The sequence below is a fragment of the Cognatundibacterium curvum genome (assembly GCF_014284235.1).
GTDB classification, from domain to species: Bacteria; Pseudomonadota; Gammaproteobacteria; order Burkholderiales; family Burkholderiaceae_D; genus Undibacterium; species Undibacterium curvum.
In genome coordinates this window covers 466,954-485,803 of the sequence record NZ_JACOGD010000001.1, presented here as the reverse complement: position 1 = coordinate 485,803, position 18,850 = coordinate 466,954, and the positions used below count along the sequence as shown (strand labels likewise).

Sequence of the window (18,850 nt, the reverse complement as noted above, 5' to 3'; positions counted from 1 at the left end):
CGGGGTCATGTGCTTGATCTGTCAGATGCAAGCTGGCAAGAGGAGAAAACATGAGCTGGTTAGAAAAACTGTTACCACCGCGCATACAGCGCTCGGAATCTGCAACACGCAAGTCTATTCCTGAGGGCTTATGGGTGAAATGCCCATCCTGTGAAGCGGTGTTGTACCGTTCCGACCTGGAAGCCAATATTCATGTCTGCCCTAAGTGCAGTCACCACATGCGTATCGGTGCGCGTGAGCGTCTGGATGCCTTGCTTGATGCTGGCGGACGTTATGAAATCGGTCAGGAAGTGCTGCCGGTGGATACGCTGAAATTCAAAGACAGTAAAAAATATCCTGACCGCCTGAAAGACGCACTGGAAACCACCGGTGAAACCGATGCCTTGCTGGTGATGGGCGGTTCGATTATGTCGGTGCCGGTGGTGGCAGCCTGCTTTGAATTTGAATTCATGGGCGGCTCTATGGGTTCCGTCGTCGGTGAACGTTTCGTACGTGGTGTACAGGCCGCACTGGAACAAAAAGTGCCGTTTGTCTGCTTCACCGCTACCGGTGGTGCACGTATGCAGGAAGGCTTGTTATCGTTGATGCAAATGGCGAAAACGACTGCGATGCTGACCAAATTATCTGAACAGCGTCTGCCATTTATTTCTGTGTTGACCGATCCAACCATGGGCGGTGTATCTGCCTCGTTTGCCTTCCTGGGTGATGTGGTGATCGGTGAGCCAAAAGCGCTGATCGGTTTCGCTGGCCCACGTGTGATCGAAAACACAGTACGCGAAAAATTACCGGAAGGCTTCCAGCGTTCCGAGTTCCTGCTGCAAAAAGGCGCGATCGATATGATCATCGACCGTCGTAAGATGCGCGAAGAAATCGCCCGTCTGCTCGCTTTGCTGCAAAATCAGCCTGCTGAAGCAGTCGCTTAAGTTTTAATCTATTTTTCAGGAAGCCCAAGGCTTGGGGTCTGTGTACAGATCCCGTTGCTGAGGGCTTTTTTTATATCATGCAAAATCTGCCAACTACCTTACCAGCATGGCTGTCGCTGTTAGAGCAACGCCATTTTAAAGAAATTGATATGGGACTGGACCGCGTTGCTGCGGTCAAGAACCGCATGGGAATACAGTTTTCCTGTCCTGTGATTATGGTCGCCGGCACCAATGGAAAAGGCTCTACCTGCGCCATGCTGGAAGCGATCCTGATGCAGGCTGGCTATCGGGTAGGTTTATACAGTAAGCCACATTTTCTCGATTTTAACGAGCGTGCCCGTATCAATGGCGAAAACGTGGTCGATGCAGAATTCATCGCGGCCTTTGATCGCGTGGAAGCCGCACGTGACGATGTCTCGCTGACGTATTTTGAATTCACCACGCTTGCAATTTGTGATTTGCTGGCCAAAGCGCCGCTGGATGTGGTGATACTGGAAGTCGGGCTGGGCGGCAGGCTGGATGCGGTGAATGTGATTGATGCGGATGTGTCTGTCGTCACCAGCATCGATATAGACCACACTGATTATCTGGGTGATACCCGTGAAAAAATCGGTTTCGAAAAAGCGGGAATTTTCCGCCCGGGTCGTACTGCGATTTGCGGTGACCCGGTGCCGCCGCAATCCCTGATTGATCATGCTACGTCGATAGGCGCTGATCTGTGGTTGTTTGGCCGTGATTTCAACTATAACGGCGACAAGCAGCAGTGGAATTATGGTGGGCGTAATCAGCGCCGCAATTCGCTGGGCTATCCTAGCCTGCGCGGCGCCAATCAATTGTTGAATGCTGCTGCAGTATTGGCGGCCTTAGAATCTCTGAAGGATGTATTGCCGGTTGGGGCGCAGGAAGTGCGTACCGGTCTGGTGATGGTCGATTTGCCCGGGCGCTTCCAGGTGATGCCGGGACGTCCGGTGGTAGTGCTCGATGTCGCGCACAACCCGCATGCGGCAGCCACCCTGGCGCAGAATATGGATAACATGGGCTTTCATGCTTATACCTATGCGGTATTCGGCTCCATGCTGGACAAAGATATTGATGGCGTGATCGCGCAGTTGAAGGGCAAGATTGATCACTGGTGCGTGACAGATTTGCCTTTGCCACGTGCAGCGACGGCGAGTCAGTTAGAGCAGCGTTTGCTGGATGCAGGTGTGGTGTCTGACACAGAACACAGCGTACAAACATTTCAAAATCCTGAAGAAGCTTATCACTATGCGATGAGTAAAGCCGGGGAAAATGATAGAATAGTGGTCTTTGGATCTTTCCTGACGGTTGCGGGTGTGATGCGCGCCAGAAGATCTGCAATCCATACATGATTTTGCGACCCCATATCTCTGATGGATGTGGGGACTGCTAACCAGACAGAAATTTGCACATGGGTTTGTTCTCGCGTTTCAAAAAGCAAGATACGTCCGATAGCTATGAAAATGGCGAATTCCGCTCCCGTGCGGAAGAGGATAGCGTGGAAACGCGCTCGCGCTCTAAGAAAGCCGCTGCTTCCCGTCGTTCCAGGGTTGAAGATCCTATCCTTCCTGAAAAAAAACGTGCGCGCCGCCGTTTGATCGGGGCCAGTGCTATCGCGCTGGCTGCTGTGATCGGCTTGCCCATGTTGTTCGACTCTGAACCTAAGCCTTTGGGTGATGATGTGCAAATTCGCATCCCCTCTAAAGACAAAGCACCTGAACTGGCTGCTAATCAAAATCAGGCAGAAACCCCCGAGGCTGGCTCGAACAGGCGGCCTGTGATTACACCGGCTGAACCGGTTGAAGAAATTATCGAGCCAGCGCCACCTTTGCCAAAAGCGAAGGACATGCCAGCACTTCCCAAAACGGAAAGCAAGCCAGCAACTGGCCAGACAGCTGCACTGACCGCAACACCAGAAAAAAACACCAAGACTGAACGTCAGCCTGAAGTCATTACGGAAGCTCGCCGCGAGATCAAAGAGCTCAGAGCCGATTCCAAAACGGAAGCTAAACCCGCAGACAAGGCACAAAAGTCGCCAGAAAAAGAGCATGCGAAGCCGGAAGTTAAGACCGAAGCTAAGCCTGAACCTAAGTCCGAACGTAAGCCAGAGCCAAAAGCTGAGCCCGCCAAGCCTGTCAAAAACGCAGCCAGTGATGATGAGACGGCACGCGCATTAGCTATTCTCGAAGGTAAAACACCCGCTAAGCCGCAGGCCACAACAAAAACTGAACATACAGAAAAATCTTCCTATACTGTGCAGGTAGCTGCATTGGCTTCCCAGGAAAAAGTCGACGAATTACAGTCTAAACTCAGGTCTGCCAATATCCGTTCTTATACGCAAAAGGTAGCGACCAGTTCAGGTGACAAGATACGGGTTCGTATCGGCCCCTTTGAATCCAAAGAAGAAGCCGATAAAGCGCGCGCTAAACTGGATAAGCTGGGTTTAAGCGGTACTTTGGTTCCAAACTGAGCGGGAATTTAAGTGACACTCTTTGATTACATCGTTCTGCTGATACTGATCTGCTCTGTCGTTATCAGCACCATGCGTGGACTTATCAAGGAAATCCTGTCCCTGGTCAGCTGGACTGTCGCTTTTGTTATTGCTAATGCTTACAGTGAATTACTGGCCTCCTGGTTGCCATCTTTTTTTCCGGGCCAGATCGTGCGCCTGATCGTAGCTTTTATCCTCCTGTTTGTTGGCGTACGTTTGCTCATGGCGCTGGTCATGATGGCAGTCGATGCTGTTATCAAAGCCAGTGGCTTATCGCTGGCAGATCGTGGGTTGGGTGGCTTATTCGGTTTTGCCCGGGGCTGTGTACTAGTCCTGGCAGCAGTTTTAGTGTGTGGCATGACCTCCATGCCACAGCAAGCCTTCTGGAAAGAAGCCTTGCTCAGTCCTTTGGCAGAAACAGCGGCACATACTGTGATCCCATTTCTGCCCACGTCGATTTCCCATCATGTTCGGTTTTAACTTGTCTTTTTAGGAGTCCACCATGTGTGGCATCGTAGGTGTTGTTTCAAATAATCCCGTTAATCAGTTGCTCTATGATGCGCTGCTGCTGTTGCAGCATCGTGGTCAGGATGCTGCTGGCATCGCTACCAATCACGGCAATAAATTTGCCATGCACAAAGCGAATGGTCTGGTTCGTGACGTATTCCGCACGCGTAATATGCGCTCTTTGCCGGGTAATGTCGGTATCGGGCAGGTGCGTTATCCGACTGCCGGTTCTACCAGCGAAGAGGAAGCGCAGCCTTTCTACGTGAATGCACCGTTTGGTATTGTGCTGGCACATAATGGCAACCTGACCAATGCGGTTGAGCTCAAAACTGAGTTGTTCAAGAATGACCGCCGTCATCTGAACACGGATTCAGATTCCGAGGTTCTGCTGAATATTCTCGCGCATCAGATACAGGAAGTGACCAGTGGTTACTCTCTGGATCCTGAAGGACTGTTCCGTGCCGTGTCCATGCTGCATCGCCGTGTGCGTGGTTCTTATGCGGTGGTAGCGCAGATTGCCGGTTATGGCTTGCTGGCCTTCCGTGATCCTTTCGGTATCCGTCCACTGTGCATAGGCTACTCGGAAAATGAGAGTGGCAGAGAGTACATGATCGCCAGTGAATCGGTTGCTCTGGAAGGTCTGGGCTTCACTTTCCTGCGTGACGTAGAACCGGGCGAGGCCTTGTTTATCGACCTCGACGGCAAACTGTATAACCAGCAATGTGCAGACAATCCTAGTCTGAATCCCTGTGCGTTTGAATACGTGTACCTGGCCCGTCCGGATTCCATTATTGATGGCGCCTCTGTCTATCTGACTCGTCTGAAAATGGGTGAGTATCTGGCAGAAAAAGTACGCAGCCAGTTCAGCGCCGGTGATATTGATGTGGTGATGCCGATTCCTGATTCTTCACGTCCATCGGCAATGGAGCTCGCATTGAAGCTGAATCTCGATTATCGGGAAGGTTTTATCAAGAACCGTTATATCGGTCGTACCTTCATGATGCCTGGCCAGTCTGTGCGCCGCAAATCGGTACGTCAGAAATTGAATGCGATCGGCTCCGAGTTCAAAGGTAAGAGTGTCTTGCTGGTCGATGATTCGATAGTGCGCGGCACCACCAGTCGTGAAATCGTGCAGATGGCACGCGAATCCGGTGCCAAGCGGGTTATTTTTGCATCCGCTGCACCACCAGTGAAGTTCCCGAATGTCTACGGTATCGATATGCCTACCCGTAGCGAGCTGATTGCTTTCGGTCGCTCGGACGAAGAAGTGTGCCGTGAAATCACCGCAGATGCGCTGGTGTATCAGGACGTCGATGCAATGAAACGTTCTATCTCTGATGTGAATCCTTTGTTGAAAAACATAGAAGCATCCTGCTTCGATGGCTTCTACATCACCGGCGACGTAAGCCCGGCTTACCTCGATAAACTGGAACACGCCCGTAACAATCCACGCCCGGAAACAGAAGATTTGTTGCGTTCGCAATTGAATCTGAATCTGGCGGCACGTCAGGACTAAGCAGTGAGCTGACTCAGCGCGCAGCGTCTGATTGAGCTAAGCCCGCATACTATAAGGTGTGCGGGCTTTTTCTTTGATCCACGAAGGTGTGAGAGAAAAGGGATGTAAGTCACGCCTCTGAGGCAAAACATTGGCACCAGACTCACTTCGTTTCATTTCTATACAAATCAGCCGCACAAAGCGGTAGCGCATGCTTGCAGCAAAAAATACAATAGGCGACATTCGATTCTTAATGCTTTTTCAGGTGGTCAGCCAGTTAGTCCTCAGCCAAAGCCGCCTCAGCATACCATCCGTTCAAGAGAGTTTTCATGTGCACACCATTTCGTCTTTCTCCTATTGCAGCTGCAATTTGCATGCTGTTTTCCGTCAGTTCCGGTTATGCCCAGACGACACAGGAAGAAGCGCCTGTAAAAGAGGCTACGACTTCTCCGGCCAAGGCGAAAGCCGAGCCGGGTAAGGCAGATAAGCAAGTAAAGCCAGCGACTGGCAAGGAAGTGGTGCAACAAGTGACGGTCAGTGGTGGCCGCACTGAAGTCGAGGAGCGCAGGCAATCGACAGCGGGCAAGATTATCTACGGTCGTGAAGAACTGGATCGTAATGGTGACAGCAGTTTGGGCGAAGTCTTAAAACGCCTGCCTGGTGTGACAGTAGGCGGGCGCCCTGGTCGTGGCGGCGATATCCGTATGCGTGGTATGGGTAATGGCTATACGCAAATTTTAATTAATGGTGAACGTGCACCACGCGGCTTCTCTATGGACTCTTTGTCGCCTGATCAGGTTGAGCGCATAGAAATCGTACGAGGTGCAGTTGCAGAGTTCAGCACGCAGGCGATTGCTGGGACGATTAACATTGTGCTGCGTGAAGAATACAAGCAAAAGACGACTGATCTGAAGATTTCACTTGGGTCTGAGCAGGGAAGGCTGGCCCCCAATGTCTCGCTGACTGTGCCGGGTGAAGCCGGTGCGCTGAGCTATGTGATGAGTGGCTCTGTTTTTAAAAATAAGCAGCATGACCAGAGTCTGACTGATAGTCTGGAAAAAAATACTGCTGGCGAAACAGTGCTGATGCAGCACCAGCAGGATCAGACCAATCGTGAAACGACAGGCTTGCATCTGACACCGCGTTTTAACTATAAATTTGAAAATGGCGATACCCTGAATTTTCAGCCCTTCCTGATGACTTCGAAGAGTAACTCTCAGACCTTCAATCAGGTCAATGAGTTATTTCGTTCGCCCACTTACTTTGGTCCGCAGTCGTATGCGACAGCGAATGCATCGAATGAATCTGAAACGACTTTCCTGCGTGGCTTTGGTAACTGGCAGCATAAATTTGAAAACAATGGCAAGCTGGTTGTGCGCTTTGGTGGCGGATTGGGGAAAATGAACAGTTCCTCCATGCGCTATCAGTTCAATCAGACGGGTCAGCAAATTGATGTGATTTCTGATGTGAACAATACGCGTGACCGTACATTCAATACCGGCGGCAAACTGACTATGCCGATAGGCGATGCGCATACGATAGCGACAGGCTGGGAGCTGGAAACAGGTAAACGTAGCCAGACCCGTACTTCGCTCGATAATGGTTTGCCACAATATGCTGAGTCTGGCGATAATCTTGATGCCAGCACGCGTCGTATCGCTTTGTTTGTACAGGATGAATTTGATATCAGCCCGCAGTTCTCAGCTTACGCGGGTGTACGTTGGGAAGGAATACATACGTCCAGTTCGTCGACCCGTCAAAATGTAGACAACGATAGCCGGGTCTGGAGCCCGGTCTTGCATGGCGTCTGGCGTATCCCTGATAGCAAGGATCAGATCCGCCTTGGTCTGACCAGCACTTACCGCGCACCTGCTTTGAATGATTTGATTGCGATTCCCAGTATTTCAAATCAAAACAGCGCCACCCGGCCTGACCGCACCGGCAACCCGAATCTGAAGCCGGAATTATCTAAAGGCATAGACCTGGCCTTCGAACATTATCTGAGCCGGGCTGGTATCGTGAGTCTGAACCTGTTTGTCAGAAGTATCGACGATCTGATACGCAGAAGGACAGTGTTAGTCGATAACGGTAGTGGCGCGCGCTGGGTATCTTCACCCGTCAACGTAGGCCATGCAATCACTAAGGGGATGGAATTCGATACAAAATTCCAGTTGCAGGAATTTTTGCCGGAAGGCCCTGCGATTGATTTTCGTGCCAATTACAGCCGTTTCTGGTCTAGTGTGGATGATATACTTGGGCCAAATAACCGGCTTGATCAACAACCTAAGCAAACTGCAAACCTCGGGCTGGATTACCGGCTTGCCGGCTTGCCGCTGACGCTGGGCGGCAGTATCAACTGGACGCCAGCTTATGAAATCCAGTCCAGTGCGACTCAGATTGTGGAAACGGGAAAAAAGCGCCAGTTTGACGCCTACGCATTGTGGAAGTGGAGTCCTAACCTGCAAATGCGTTTGTCGGCCAATAATCTGAGTCCGGCGGACTCTTACAGTGCCAATACTGTCACAACCGGTGGCATCTATCGTAATGACAAAACCTTGGCGACCACGTATACCACCTGGACGCTGCGTCTGGAAATGAAAATCTGACCACTTCAGGTTTACCGGCTGTTGCAGCGCAATGATGGCGAGGGGAGTACAATCTTTCCTTAAATGATTTTGATGATTTGAATTATGTCTGCCATCTTGTTAAACGCTGATCTGCATTCTCACTCCACAGTGTCGGACGGTGTTCTGACGCCATCTGACCTGGCGATACGTGCAAAACGTAATGGTGTTGAGTTATGGGCGCTGACTGATCATGATGAGGTTAGTGGGGTGGCTGAGGCCAGAGCGGCTGCCGCTGACCTTTGCCTGCCATTTGTCGCCGGAGTGGAGGTCTCGGTGACCTGGGCCGGGAAGACGGTGCATATCGTTGGTTTGCAAGTCGACGAAACTAACCCGCAACTGTTGGCCGGTCTGGCTAACACCCGCTCTGGACGCGAGCGCCGTGCGCGTGATATGGCGCAGGATCTGCAGCAGCGTGCCGGAATCGCTGGTGTCTATGAAGGTGCGTTGAAATATGTCGGCAACCCCGATTTGATTTCGCGTTCGCACTTTGCGCGTTATCTGGCGGAAATCGGTGCGGCCAGCTCGGTTTCTGACGCATTCAAACATTTCCTGACTGAGGGCAAGCCGGGCTATGTGCCGCATCGTTGGGCCAATCTCAACGAGGCTGTCAGCTGGATACGCGAAGCTGGCGGTGTAGCTGTCATCGCACATCCTGGTCGTTATGATTTGACGCCGTTGGCGTTTGACTGTTTCTTCCGCGAGTTCAAGGCCTTCGGTGGTGTTGCTATTGAAACCGTCACTGGCAGTCATACCGTGGATCAGTATGCGGAATACGCAGGTATCGCCGCACGTTATGGTTTTCTGAGTTCACGCGGTTCTGATTTCCATTCGCCTGAGGATTTCGAGGTCGATATCGGACATTTACAAGCCTTGCCGCGCGATTCTGTGCCAGTGTGGGAGCATTGGCGCTTTGACTGATGTCAGCGCTTGATAACATTCCCCTGACAGAAGGGAATCTGGTACATTACTCAGCTTATGTCTATTTAATCATGGCTGGTAGGTAAAACCACTAGCAGTGTCGTTCGCGTTCTTATCGTTTTCCAGATGAGGCGCCTGGCGAGCATCACCAGCCTTACTATTTTATGAGTCAATTCTTTCAAATTCATCCTGAAAATCCTCAGCTCAGGTTGATTAAACAAGCAGTGCAGATTATCGATCAGGGTGGCATCGTTGCGATTCCCACGGATTCTTGTTATGCCCTGGTTTGCCATCTGGATGATAAAGATGCTGTAAGCCGCTTGCGTCGTATCCGCGGCGTCGATGAAAAACATCACCTGACTTTGTTATGTCGCGATTTGTCTGAAATCGCCTTGTATGCCAAGGTCGACAATAAACAATACCGCTTACTCAAGGCAGCAACGCCGGGGCCATATACCTTTATTCTGGAGGCGACGAAGGAAGTGCCGCGCCGCCTCAGTCACCCTTCGCGTAAGACCATCGGTCTGCGTGTACCTGAACATCAGATTACCCATGCATTGTTGGAAGAATTAGGACAGGCGTTGCTTGCGACGACTCTCATTTTGCCGGGTGAGGATGCCGCGCTGAATGATGCCGAAGAAATCCGTGAACGACTGGAAAAACAGCTTGATCTGGTGATCGATGGTGGTGCCTGCAGTTTGTCGCCTACCACAGTGATCGATATGACTGCTGCAGAGCCAGAGCTGATACGGCTGGGTGGTGGTGATCCCGCACTTTTTGGCCTGTAATTCGAGGCTTACCGTTTTATTTTAGAAGTAATTTATGAATGACTTAATTCAAACCGTTCTTATTTTCGCACTGCCAGTTGTGTTCGCTATTACGCTGTATGAGGCGGCCCGTGGTTATACGGCGCGTTATTTTGGCGATACGACTGGCCAGGCCGCTGGACGGCTAAGCCTGAATCCCATGGTGCATATTGACCCGCTGGGGACAATTGTTATTCCCGTGGTGCTGTATTTGGCAACCAATGGCGCATTTTTGTTTGGCTATGCCAAACCTATGCCTATCAATTATTCGCAATTACGTCATCCTAAAAAAGACCTGGCCTGGGTTTCCATATCTGGCCCATTGGCCAACTTCATTATGGCTTTTGCCTGGGCTGTACTCGCTATTTTGTTGCGCGTATTCCGGATTGATGAGAGTTTTTTCATACAAATGGCATCCGCTGGCGTACTCACTAACCTGGCGATGTTTGCTTTCCATCTGATTCCTGTGCCTCCACTGGCAGGTGGTCAGTTACTGATTAGTTTGCTTCCACATCAAATGGCAATGAAGTTTGCACAAATTGAGCCCTATGGTTTCTTCATCGTGATGGGTCTTGCTATTTTGAAAATGTTGCAGTACTGGATGGTGCCTGTGATGGCACTTGGTAGTGCTTTATTGCAAATTTTACTGATCCCGTTTACCGTTTTGTTCTGATTGATGGCGCTTTGTGCTCACATGGTTTGCGGTGCCGGTGCGGCATCACCCTGGGTCATCAGGCACAGCCAGCTGATTCAGTCGGGACGGGTGTTGGATGTGGCATGCGGTCATGGCCGTAATCTGCGTCCTTTATTGGGCTCAGATCTGGAATTGTTTGGCGTGGACAGAGATCCGGCTGGATTTGCAGAGTTGAATCTTGCTGGTGTTCGCACCATAACTTTGGATCTGGAGCAGGAAATGGATGAAGTATTGCCATTTGAGGATGCCTCCTTCTCTGCATTGATTGTGTGTAATTATCTGCACCGGCCTTTGTTCCCGCGTTTGCTGAAGCTGTTGGCACCTGGCGGTGTGATGATTTACGAGACTTTTGCTGTGGGTAATGAGGAATTTGGCAAGCCTTCACGTGCAGAGTTTTTACTCAAAGAAGGTGAGTTACTGCAGTTAATTGCGTCTGACCCAACGGTCGCGATGGAGGTGATTGCCTATGAATCCGGCTATGTGGATGTGCCGAAACCAGCGCAGATACAGCGGATTTGCGCGCGCAGGCAGGGCGGGGCGAAGCAGTTAAATCGTCTGGCGTAATAAGGGGCTGGTTTGAGTCTGAATTCCAGCGATTTACCACCTGATTAACGTGGCTTCCGCTACAATCAGGGTTTTATTTTTTTCTGGCACTAACATGACAAAGATTCACGGAAGTCTGGTTGCGATCGTAACCCCTATGCATGCAGATGGCAGTCTGGATTTGCCTTGCTTGCGTAAGCTGATTGACTGGCACATCGAGCAAGGTACTGACGGTATCGTGATCGTCGGGACCACCGGTGAGTCACCGACTGTTTCAGTCGAAGAGCATTGCGAATTAATCCGTGTAGCTGTTGAGCACACCAATAAACGCATTCCTATCATTGCTGGCTCCGGTGGTAATTCTACGGCTGAAGCGATTGCATTGACCCGATTCGCTAAAGAAGCTGGTGCGGATGCGTCTTTACAAGTGGTACCGTATTACAACCGTCCTACCCAGGAAGGCATGTATCAGCACTTTAAGAAAATTGCGGAATCGGTTGATATTCCTGTCATTCTCTACAATGTACCTGGCCGTACGGTGGCGGACATGTCCAATGAAACTATTCTGCGTCTTGCACAAGTGCCGGGCATCATCGGTGTGAAAGATGCGACTGGCAACCTGGCACGTGGAATCGATCTGATTCGTCTGGCTCCGGAATCTTTTGCGGTTTATTCAGGTGATGATGCATCGGCAATGGCGCTGATGTTCTGCGGCGGCAAAGGAAATATTTCCGTGACTGCCAATGTGGCTCCTAAAGCTATGCATGAATTATGTGCTGCGGCGATGGCTGGTGATATTGCGAAAGCACGCGGTATCAATAACCATCTGATGGCTTTGCATAATAAATTATTCATCGAACCCAATCCTCTGCCGGTTAAGTGGGCAATGAGCGAGATGGGCTTGATACCTGCAGGCCTGCGTTTGCCTTTAGTGCCTATGTCTGAGCAATATCATGAGACACTTCGTGCTGCATTACGCGAGGCAGGTGTATTACAATAAGCACCACAAAGAACGCAGCAAGGACTAGTTTGCAGCGCGTAGTTTTAATTGAAAAATAATGAGTAGGGACTTTCACATGGCAAAAAGCTTGGTTGCTAAAAATGGCATCATCGGCGCTGTAGCGCTTGTTGGATTGACGGGTTGTAGCTCTATTAGCAATTTGATTGAGCCAAATAAGATTGATTACAAAAGCGCAGGTAAAGCAAATACGGTGTCATTGGAAGTTCCGCCTGACCTGACTCAGATACGCCGCGATAGCCGTTTTGCGATTCCTGATGCGAATAAAAGTACAGCGACAGCTTCTGGCTACAATCTGGAAAAGGGTGCTAAAGCCCAATCCAGTACAGTTGCAGCAACTGTAGCGCCGGGGCAGATTAAAGATATGCGCATCGTGCGTGATGGTTCTCAGCGCTGGCTGGTAGTTTCTCTGAAGCCTGAAGATGTCTGGCCGCAATTAAAAGACTTTTGGCAAGAACTGGGTTTTCTGATTGTGATAGAAAATCAGGAAGCTGGCGTGATGGAAACGGACTGGGCTGAGAACCGCGCGAAAATTCCGCAGGATATCATCCGTAATACCTTGGGCCGCGTGATCGACTCACTGTATTCGACTGGTGAGCGCGATAAATTCCGTACCCGTCTGGAGCGTACAGCGGATGGCAAGCTGGAGATTTACATCAGCCATCGTGGTGCACAGGAAGTGGTGACTGGTGCGCAAAAGGATGGTACGGTCTGGACGCCGCGCGCGGCTGATCCTGGCCTGGAAGCTGAATTTTTGTCTCGCCTGATGGTGCGTCTGGGTTCGGACGCGGAAACCGCCAAAGTAGCGGTGAAAACAGCGGCCGAAGAAAAATCACATTCCAAATTGCTTAAAAACGGTGAGCAAAATTATGTCGAGGTCGATGAAAGCTTCGATCGCTCCTGGCGTCGTGTTGGCCTTGCCCTGGATAGAGTTGGTTTCACTGTAGAAGATCGCGATCGTTCACAAGGTGTGTACTTTGTGCGCTATATCGATCAGGATATTGATGCGAAAACCAAGGGCGCCAGCGAAGGCTTCTTCTCCAGATTATTCTCGTTTGGCTCCAGTGATGCAGCGAAAGATGCGCAACGCTACCGCATTCTGGTGAAAAATGCAGGTCCGAATGGCGAAGTCAGCCATATCAGCGTGCATAATAATGATGGTAAGGTTGATACTTCGCCGGTATCTCTGAAAATCCTGCAATTGCTGAATGAGCAGCTTAAGTAATGGTGTAATTAGGTAAAAAAAGCGGCCAGATTAATTGGCCGCTTTTTTTATTTGGCCTGAATTTCCCCCGGTTTGCTGCGACTGCAAAATGCCTGTTGTAACAGGTGATAGCGAATTTCAGGCGAAAAAAAAGCCGGCTTATGCCGGCTTTTTCGCTTCAGTAAAAATTACTTGGAAGCTGGAGTTGCTGTAGCGGAAGCTGCTGGAGCTGCGCCAGATGCTGCTGCTGCGTCAGAAGCTGCTGCTGGAGCTGGAGCTGCTGCTGGAGCGTCAGTTGCGGATGCTGGAGCTGGAGCAACTACGGATGCTGCTGGAGCAGATGCTGCTTCTTCTTTTTTGCCGCAAGCTGCCAAAGCGATTGCCATCAGGGATACGAGCAAGAGAGATTTTTTCATGTTTGTACTTTCAATAAATAGATCAAAAATAAGATCAAAATTTTGCGATGAATAATTACCGGTAATTATCGCTCTATAGGCTTACTCGCTGCAGAGCACCATTTTTCATGATGCGCTTCATCGAAAGTTTCCTAACCCGTGATTATAATGATTTTTCCTGCAATGGAATAGGGATTGATGCGAATTAGCCTGCAATTTCATGTTTTTTTGTATCGAAGAAAACATCTAATCCCTATTCGTTACTTTTATTGCGTTTAATTTAACGAAACAAAGGCGGTATTTAGTTTGGAAGCAGGGTGCGAACCGGCTTATTTGCGTAACTCCAGCCATCCATCTTCGTACCACATGCAGAATGCTTCCATCACATCAACCGACGCACTGGCAATATCTTCGCCATCCAGGTAGCGCTGATTGGCAAATTTATTGAGCAGTAACTTGTCTTCCTTGCCCACTGCGAAGGATTCGCCATTGATAAATACATGCTTACCCTTATACAGCATGGCACTTTTCAGTGAGAGCCGCACGCCATTTTTTTCTGCAGACTGCGCAAACTTTTTCGGCGTCAGTGGTTTGGCTGGCGACTCGAAAAACACGGTTTGCTTAGGTTCCGTCAGGTACTCACCAAGGAAGATTGCAATATCATCTTCTTTAAAGCGTATTTTGGCGATTTCATCGGATACCTTCTGTAAGAAATCACTGCTGATTTCGGCTGGTTTGGCAGTGGGTTTCAATTCCGGATCTGCATAGCGGCCAGGGATTTCCAGTGTGTCTGACATGAAATTCAGGAAGGATTCACCCAGCTCCTGATACGACGGCGCTCTGAAACCGACTGAATAGGTCATGCATTCACCGATTGCAATGCCATCGTGTGCATATTGCGGTGGTAAATACAGCATGTCACCGGGTTCCAGCACAAATTCTTGTTCAGCTTTAAAGTCGGCCAGAATTTTTAAAGGCATGCCTTCGATCAGGCTTAAGTCTTTTTGTGCGCTGATTTTCCACTGGCGCTTCCCATGTGCCTGCAGCAGGAACACATCATAGGAATCAAAATGGGGTCCCACGCCACCGCCGTCTGCGGCATAACTGATCATCAGATCATCTAAGCGGGTATCCGAAATAAAACGGAACTGGCGCAGTAAAGCATCGGCATCTGTGTTGTGCAGGTTGACGCCTTGCACCAGCAAGGTCCAGTCTTTTTTATGCTTGAGCGGCGGCGCTTCTATCGGGCCGCGTTGCATTTCCCAGTGTTGGTTGAAGAAACTGATTTGCCGCGACTCCACATCGTCACGGGCAGCGAGATCAAACAGCGCTTGTGGCGACAGGATGGGTTGAAAGCCAGGAATTGCTTGTCGTATCAGCAATGGTTTTTTATGCCAGTATTCGGACAGGAATTGTTCTGGAGAGATGTCGCCTAGCAGCGTCAGGGGTGTCGTAAATTTTTTCATGTGCGCATTATAGGCGTGCCTGCGCTGCAGTTCCAGACGGGTATAATCCCGCATGCATATATTTTTAAAGGATATCGTATGAAGATTGTCAAAAACTCAGTTGTTACCGCCCGCTATACTCTGTCGGATGCGCAAGGCAATCTGATCGAGGAAGGTCAGGAGCCTATGGTGTATCTGCACGGCGGATATGACAATATCTTCCCGAAAATCGAAGCGGCCCTGGAAGGTAAAGAAACTGGTTTCTCTACTGAGATTCAACTGGAGCCAGAAGATGCGTTTGGCGACTATGATGCGCAACTGGTTAAGGTTGAGCCACGTGACCGTTTTCCTAGTCCACTCGAAGTTGGTATGCAATTTGAAGGCATGCCGGAAGAATCTGATGAAGGTGAAAGCCATATCTTTACCGTCACCGATATCGCCGAGGATAAAGTCGTACTGGATGGTAATCATCCACTGGCAGGTGTTGCATTGCGTTTCAGCCTGACTGTGGAAGCTGTGCGTGCAGCCTCCGACGTCGAAGTGGCACATGGCCATGTACACGGCGCACACGGCCATCATCATGACGATGAAGACGGTGACGGCAGCGATGAATACCGCACCCACCATATTCACTGATCAACTCCTGCGCTGGCTTTGCATGTAGTTGCAAGTCAGCGGGTATAAAAGTGAAAAATGCCGCAGATTTCAGGTCTGCGGCATTTTTTTTGGGGTCTGATGAACGGTGATCGGTGAGCGGTGAACGCTGGCCTGCCCTTTATTTTCCCAACAGTTGTTTCAGCTCATACAGTGCATCCAATGCTTCGCGCGGAGACAGGCTGTCCGGATCGACTTTTTTCAACGCATCCAGGGCTTGTTGCTCTTCCTCGCTGATGGCTGGCTCTGCTACTGCCTCTGGTGCGCTGCTGGCACCAGAGAATAAATCAAACTGCGGTGTGCTTTGCAATGAGTGCGCTTCCAGATCCGCCAGATGCTTGCGTGCCGAGCGTATCACTGGCTGCGGTATGCCAGCCAGCTGCGCGACTTGCAAGCCATAACTCTGCGACGCCGGTCCAGCTTGTACCGCATGTAAGAACACGATGTTTTCCTTATGTTCTACCGCTGACAGATGCACATTTTCCGCACTCGGATGGGTATCTGGTAACTGGGTCAGTTCAAAGTAGTGCGTCGCGAACAAGGTAAAGCTTTTGGTGCTCTGTATCAGGTGTTTAGAAATTGCCCAGGCCAGCGCCAATCCGTCAAAAGTAGAGGTGCCGCGACCGACTTCATCCATCAGCACCAGCGAGTTTTCTGTGGCGCCATGCAGGATGGCTGCAGATTCTGTCATCTCTACCATGAAGGTGGAACGTCCTCCGGCCAGATCGTCTGCTGCACCAATACGGGTGAAAATTCTGTCGATAGGGCCTATGCTTGCGCTGTGTGCCGGTACATAGCTACCCACATAAGCGAGCAGGGTGATCAGGGCAACCTGACGCATAAAGGTCGATTTACCACCCATATTCGGGCCGGTAATCAGTAATAATTTTTTATCCGCATCCAGCTTGCAGTCATTCGCGATAAAGCGTTCTATCTGATTTTCGACGACAGGATGGCGGCCCTGGCTGATGCTGAGGCTGGGAGCCTCAATCAGCTCAGGTGCGCACCAATTGTTTTTGCAGGCATGACCCGCCAGGCTGACCAGGGTATCGAGGCTGGCGACCGCATGGGCTATGGTCTGCAGCTGTGCTATATGCGGTAAACAATCCTGCAATAACTGCTCGTACAGAATTTTTTCCCTGACCAGAGCGCGCTCTTGTGCAGAAAGCGCCTTGTCTTCAAAGGCTTTTAATTCCGGCGTGATATAGCGTTCGGCATTTTTCAGGGTTTGGCGGCGCCGGTAATTGTCCGGTACTTTATCAGCCTGGCCATTGGTGACTTCGATATAAAAGCCGTGTACCCGGTTGTACTCCACCCGCAGGTTAGCGATGCCGGTACGTTCACGCTCTGAGGCTTCCAGATCAACCAGGAATTGCCCGGCATTTTCTGACAACGCACGCAGTTCATCGAGCTCTGCATCATAGCCTTTGGCAATCACGCCGCCATCTCGCACCATGGTAGTTGGCAGTGGTAACAGACTGCGTTCCAGCAAGTCCAGGCACTCTGCAGGGGTCTGCAAATCCTGCAATATCTGCGTCAGCAGGCTGGTGTGGTTGTCGGCGACACACAGGCTCACATAATTGCGCAAGCTAGGCAAATGCTGCATACCATCGCGTAATGCCGACAAGTCGCGTGGTCGCGCAGATTGCAAAGCGATACGGGTGGTAATGCGCTCAATATCCGGAATCGCATTCAGGGCGCTGGACAGGCCTTCGGTCGAATCAGCACTCATGATCGCCCTGATCGCCTGATGGCGTGAGCGCGCCACGCGCTGATCGCGCTTCGCATGATGCAGCCAGTGACGCAGTAGGCGTGATCCCATCGCGGTTTTGCAGTGATCCAGCAATGAGAACAAGGTTGGCGCTTCCTGGCCACGCAAGGTCTCAGTCAGTTCCAGGTTACGTCGGGTGGCGGTATCGAGTCCGATGAATTCATCTTCATTTTCCACGCTCAGCGCATTGACATGCTTCAAGCCGCGGCCCTGGGTGCTTTCCGCATAGCGTAACAAGGCACCGGACGCGCCCAGTGCTGCAGACATATTTTCAACGCCAAAACCAGTCAGTGTTGATGTGCCTAACTGATCCTGCAGTGCTTTTTGTCCTTGCTTGATATCGAAGTGCCAGTCCGCGACCTCTGAAAATTTACCGGGCAGGGCTTGTCTATGCTCATCCAGCATCAGCGTGCCAGCTGAAATCAGTATTTCGGCTGGTGCGATACGTTCCAGCTCATGTTGTAAGCGCTGAGGAAGCGACTTTTCATCGCTGGAAAATTCCATCAGCTTCAAGGCGCCACTGGCCAGTGACAGCCAGGACAAGCCGACGGTAATGGTTTTTCTTTGCTGCGTCAGGCAGAGCGCCAGCAGTGGCCGTTCCGATTTTTCCGGCAACAGATCGGTATCGGTCAGCGTACCAGGCGTGACGACGCGCATGACTTTGCGCTCTACCGGCCCCTTGCTGGTGGCAGGATCGCCAATCTGTTCGCAGATTGCAGCGGATTCACCCATCTTGACCAGCTTGGCCAGATAGGGCTCCAGCGAATGAAATGGCACGCCTGCCATCTTGATAGGCTCGCCGCCTGAGCTGCCGCGCTGGGTCAGGGTGATACCCAGCAGACGCGATACTTTTTCCGCATCACCAAAAAACAGTTCATAAAAATCGCCCATGCGATAAAACACCAGCGTATCCGGATGGTCAGCTTTTATGCGCAGGTATTGCTGCATCATTGGCGTATGTTTGGAATTGTCGTTACTCATAAATCTTTATTGTTATTGGGATGATGTTGTCTGGTTGCCGGAAATGAGCAGGCATGCAGGATTACTTTAGCCTGATGATCAGTTTGTGTATCGTTTGTTGGCTTCATCATTCATTGAAAAGCTTGAGCTCAGCAAAGATACTGTTGCGTGTCGTAAGCTGTCAGGCAAAAGTTCCGCCATAAAAGCCAATATTATAGTGGATGGCGCTGAGGTATAGAGAGATAGCGAGAGGTGTCGCGCAAACTTGCGCGCACTTTTGCTGCGGTTGGCGCAGCTTGAGGATGGGTTGTGATTGCGGACGGTGATTCGCTCACAGATGCTTAAGCATCAGATGTAAATCGAACTTGCTCCGGATGCGGT

At 50.6% G+C, this 18,850-nt stretch carries 16 protein-coding genes; 14 read left to right on the top strand and 2 right to left on the bottom strand.

Features of this window, described 5'->3' with window-relative positions:
- The first annotated feature begins 50 nt into the window (after nt 1–50).
- From accD to H8K43_RS19250, 13 genes are all read left to right on the top strand, one after another.
- Nucleotides 51–923 carry an acetyl-CoA carboxylase, carboxyltransferase subunit beta gene (gene accD / locus H8K43_RS02305; RefSeq protein ID WP_162018670.1) on the top strand — a complete coding sequence of 291 codons (873 nt, stop codon included), beginning with the start codon at nt 51–53 and terminating at the stop codon, nt 921–923.
- A 77-nt stretch (nt 924–1,000) separates the two neighbouring features.
- On the top strand, nt 1,001–2,293 hold the full coding sequence (gene folC, locus H8K43_RS02300; RefSeq protein ID WP_186902359.1) for a bifunctional tetrahydrofolate synthase/dihydrofolate synthase: 1,293 nt from the start codon (nt 1,001–1,003) through the stop codon (nt 2,291–2,293).
- 59 nt (nt 2,294–2,352) lie between these two features.
- Nucleotides 2,353–3,411: an SPOR domain-containing protein gene (locus H8K43_RS02295; RefSeq protein ID WP_186902358.1), complete on the top strand. Its 1,059-nt coding sequence runs from the start codon at nt 2,353–2,355 to the stop codon at nt 3,409–3,411.
- A 12-nt stretch (nt 3,412–3,423) separates the two neighbouring features.
- Nucleotides 3,424–3,912 (top strand): CvpA family protein, encoded by a 489-nt coding sequence (locus tag H8K43_RS02290; RefSeq protein ID WP_186902357.1) that lies wholly within the window; start codon nt 3,424–3,426, stop codon nt 3,910–3,912.
- Nucleotides 3,913–3,934: 22 nt separating this feature from the next.
- Nucleotides 3,935–5,455 (top strand): amidophosphoribosyltransferase, encoded by a 1,521-nt coding sequence (gene purF / locus H8K43_RS02285; RefSeq protein WP_186902356.1) that lies wholly within the window; start codon nt 3,935–3,937, stop codon nt 5,453–5,455.
- A 353-nt stretch (nt 5,456–5,808) separates the two neighbouring features.
- Nucleotides 5,809–8,040, top strand: coding sequence for a TonB-dependent receptor plug domain-containing protein (locus tag H8K43_RS02280; protein ID WP_186902355.1), 2,232 nt, complete (start codon nt 5,809–5,811; stop codon nt 8,038–8,040).
- Between the two features lie 84 nt (nt 8,041–8,124).
- Complete coding sequence (locus H8K43_RS02275) at nt 8,125–8,979, top strand: 3',5'-nucleoside bisphosphate phosphatase (protein ID WP_186902354.1); 855 nt, start codon at nt 8,125–8,127, stop codon at nt 8,977–8,979.
- Nucleotides 8,980–9,143: 164 nt separating this feature from the next.
- A complete protein-coding gene (locus H8K43_RS02270; protein ID WP_186902353.1) occupies nt 9,144–9,767 on the top strand; it encodes an L-threonylcarbamoyladenylate synthase in 624 nt (207 codons plus the stop codon).
- Between the two features lie 34 nt (nt 9,768–9,801).
- Nucleotides 9,802–10,458: a site-2 protease family protein gene (locus H8K43_RS02265; protein WP_186902352.1), complete on the top strand. Its 657-nt coding sequence runs from the start codon at nt 9,802–9,804 to the stop codon at nt 10,456–10,458.
- A gap of 21 nt (nt 10,459–10,479) precedes the next feature.
- Nucleotides 10,480–11,043, top strand: coding sequence for a class I SAM-dependent methyltransferase (locus H8K43_RS02260; RefSeq protein WP_230403615.1), 564 nt, complete (start codon nt 10,480–10,482; stop codon nt 11,041–11,043).
- Between the two features lie 94 nt (nt 11,044–11,137).
- Nucleotides 11,138–12,022: a 4-hydroxy-tetrahydrodipicolinate synthase gene (gene dapA / locus H8K43_RS02255; RefSeq protein WP_186902350.1), complete on the top strand. Its 885-nt coding sequence runs from the start codon at nt 11,138–11,140 to the stop codon at nt 12,020–12,022.
- A gap of 76 nt (nt 12,023–12,098) precedes the next feature.
- Complete coding sequence (gene bamC, locus H8K43_RS02250; RefSeq protein WP_186902349.1) at nt 12,099–13,265, top strand: outer membrane protein assembly factor BamC; 1,167 nt, start codon at nt 12,099–12,101, stop codon at nt 13,263–13,265.
- A 217-nt stretch (nt 13,266–13,482) separates the two neighbouring features.
- On the top strand, nt 13,483–13,677 hold the full coding sequence (locus H8K43_RS19250; protein WP_186902348.1) for a hypothetical protein: 195 nt from the start codon (nt 13,483–13,485) through the stop codon (nt 13,675–13,677).
- A 291-nt stretch (nt 13,678–13,968) separates the two neighbouring features.
- Here H8K43_RS19250 and H8K43_RS02240 read toward each other — a convergent pair whose 3' ends face one another.
- Complete coding sequence (locus H8K43_RS02240) at nt 13,969–15,105, bottom strand: cupin domain-containing protein (RefSeq protein ID WP_186902347.1); 1,137 nt, start codon at nt 15,103–15,105, stop codon at nt 13,969–13,971.
- A gap of 78 nt (nt 15,106–15,183) precedes the next feature.
- Between H8K43_RS02240 and H8K43_RS02235 the strand changes: the two genes are divergently transcribed.
- A complete protein-coding gene (locus tag H8K43_RS02235) occupies nt 15,184–15,720 on the top strand; it encodes an FKBP-type peptidyl-prolyl cis-trans isomerase (protein WP_186902346.1) in 537 nt (178 codons plus the stop codon).
- Nucleotides 15,721–15,859: 139 nt separating this feature from the next.
- Here H8K43_RS02235 and mutS read toward each other — a convergent pair whose 3' ends face one another.
- Complete coding sequence (gene mutS, locus H8K43_RS02230) at nt 15,860–18,490, bottom strand: DNA mismatch repair protein MutS (RefSeq protein ID WP_186902345.1); 2,631 nt, start codon at nt 18,488–18,490, stop codon at nt 15,860–15,862.
- Nucleotides 18,491–18,850: the final 360 nt, after the last annotated feature.

Coding starts and splice junctions, on each gene's coding strand:
- accD (WP_162018670.1), top strand. CDS start 51: ATGAGCTGGTTAGAAAAACTGTTACCACCGCGCATACAGCGCTCGGAA.
- folC (WP_186902359.1), top strand. CDS start 1,001: ATGCAAAATCTGCCAACTACCTTACCAGCATGGCTGTCGCTGTTAGAG.
- H8K43_RS02295 (WP_186902358.1), top strand. CDS start 2,353: ATGGGTTTGTTCTCGCGTTTCAAAAAGCAAGATACGTCCGATAGCTAT.
- purF (WP_186902356.1), top strand. CDS start 3,935: ATGTGTGGCATCGTAGGTGTTGTTTCAAATAATCCCGTTAATCAGTTG.
- H8K43_RS02280 (WP_186902355.1), top strand. CDS start 5,809: ATGCTGTTTTCCGTCAGTTCCGGTTATGCCCAGACGACACAGGAAGAA.
- H8K43_RS02275 (WP_186902354.1), top strand. CDS start 8,125: ATGTCTGCCATCTTGTTAAACGCTGATCTGCATTCTCACTCCACAGTG.
- H8K43_RS02270 (WP_186902353.1), top strand. CDS start 9,144: ATGAGTCAATTCTTTCAAATTCATCCTGAAAATCCTCAGCTCAGGTTG.
- H8K43_RS02265 (WP_186902352.1), top strand. CDS start 9,802: ATGAATGACTTAATTCAAACCGTTCTTATTTTCGCACTGCCAGTTGTG.
- H8K43_RS02260 (WP_230403615.1), top strand. CDS start 10,480: ATGGTTTGCGGTGCCGGTGCGGCATCACCCTGGGTCATCAGGCACAGC.
- dapA (WP_186902350.1), top strand. CDS start 11,138: ATGACAAAGATTCACGGAAGTCTGGTTGCGATCGTAACCCCTATGCAT.
- bamC (WP_186902349.1), top strand. CDS start 12,099: ATGGCAAAAAGCTTGGTTGCTAAAAATGGCATCATCGGCGCTGTAGCG.
- H8K43_RS19250 (WP_186902348.1), top strand. CDS start 13,483: ATGCTGCTGCTGCGTCAGAAGCTGCTGCTGGAGCTGGAGCTGCTGCTG.
- H8K43_RS02240 (WP_186902347.1), bottom strand. CDS start 15,105: ATGAAAAAATTTACGACACCCCTGACGCTGCTAGGCGACATCTCTCCA.
- H8K43_RS02235 (WP_186902346.1), top strand. CDS start 15,184: ATGAAGATTGTCAAAAACTCAGTTGTTACCGCCCGCTATACTCTGTCG.
- mutS (WP_186902345.1), bottom strand. CDS start 18,490: ATGAGTAACGACAATTCCAAACATACGCCAATGATGCAGCAATACCTG.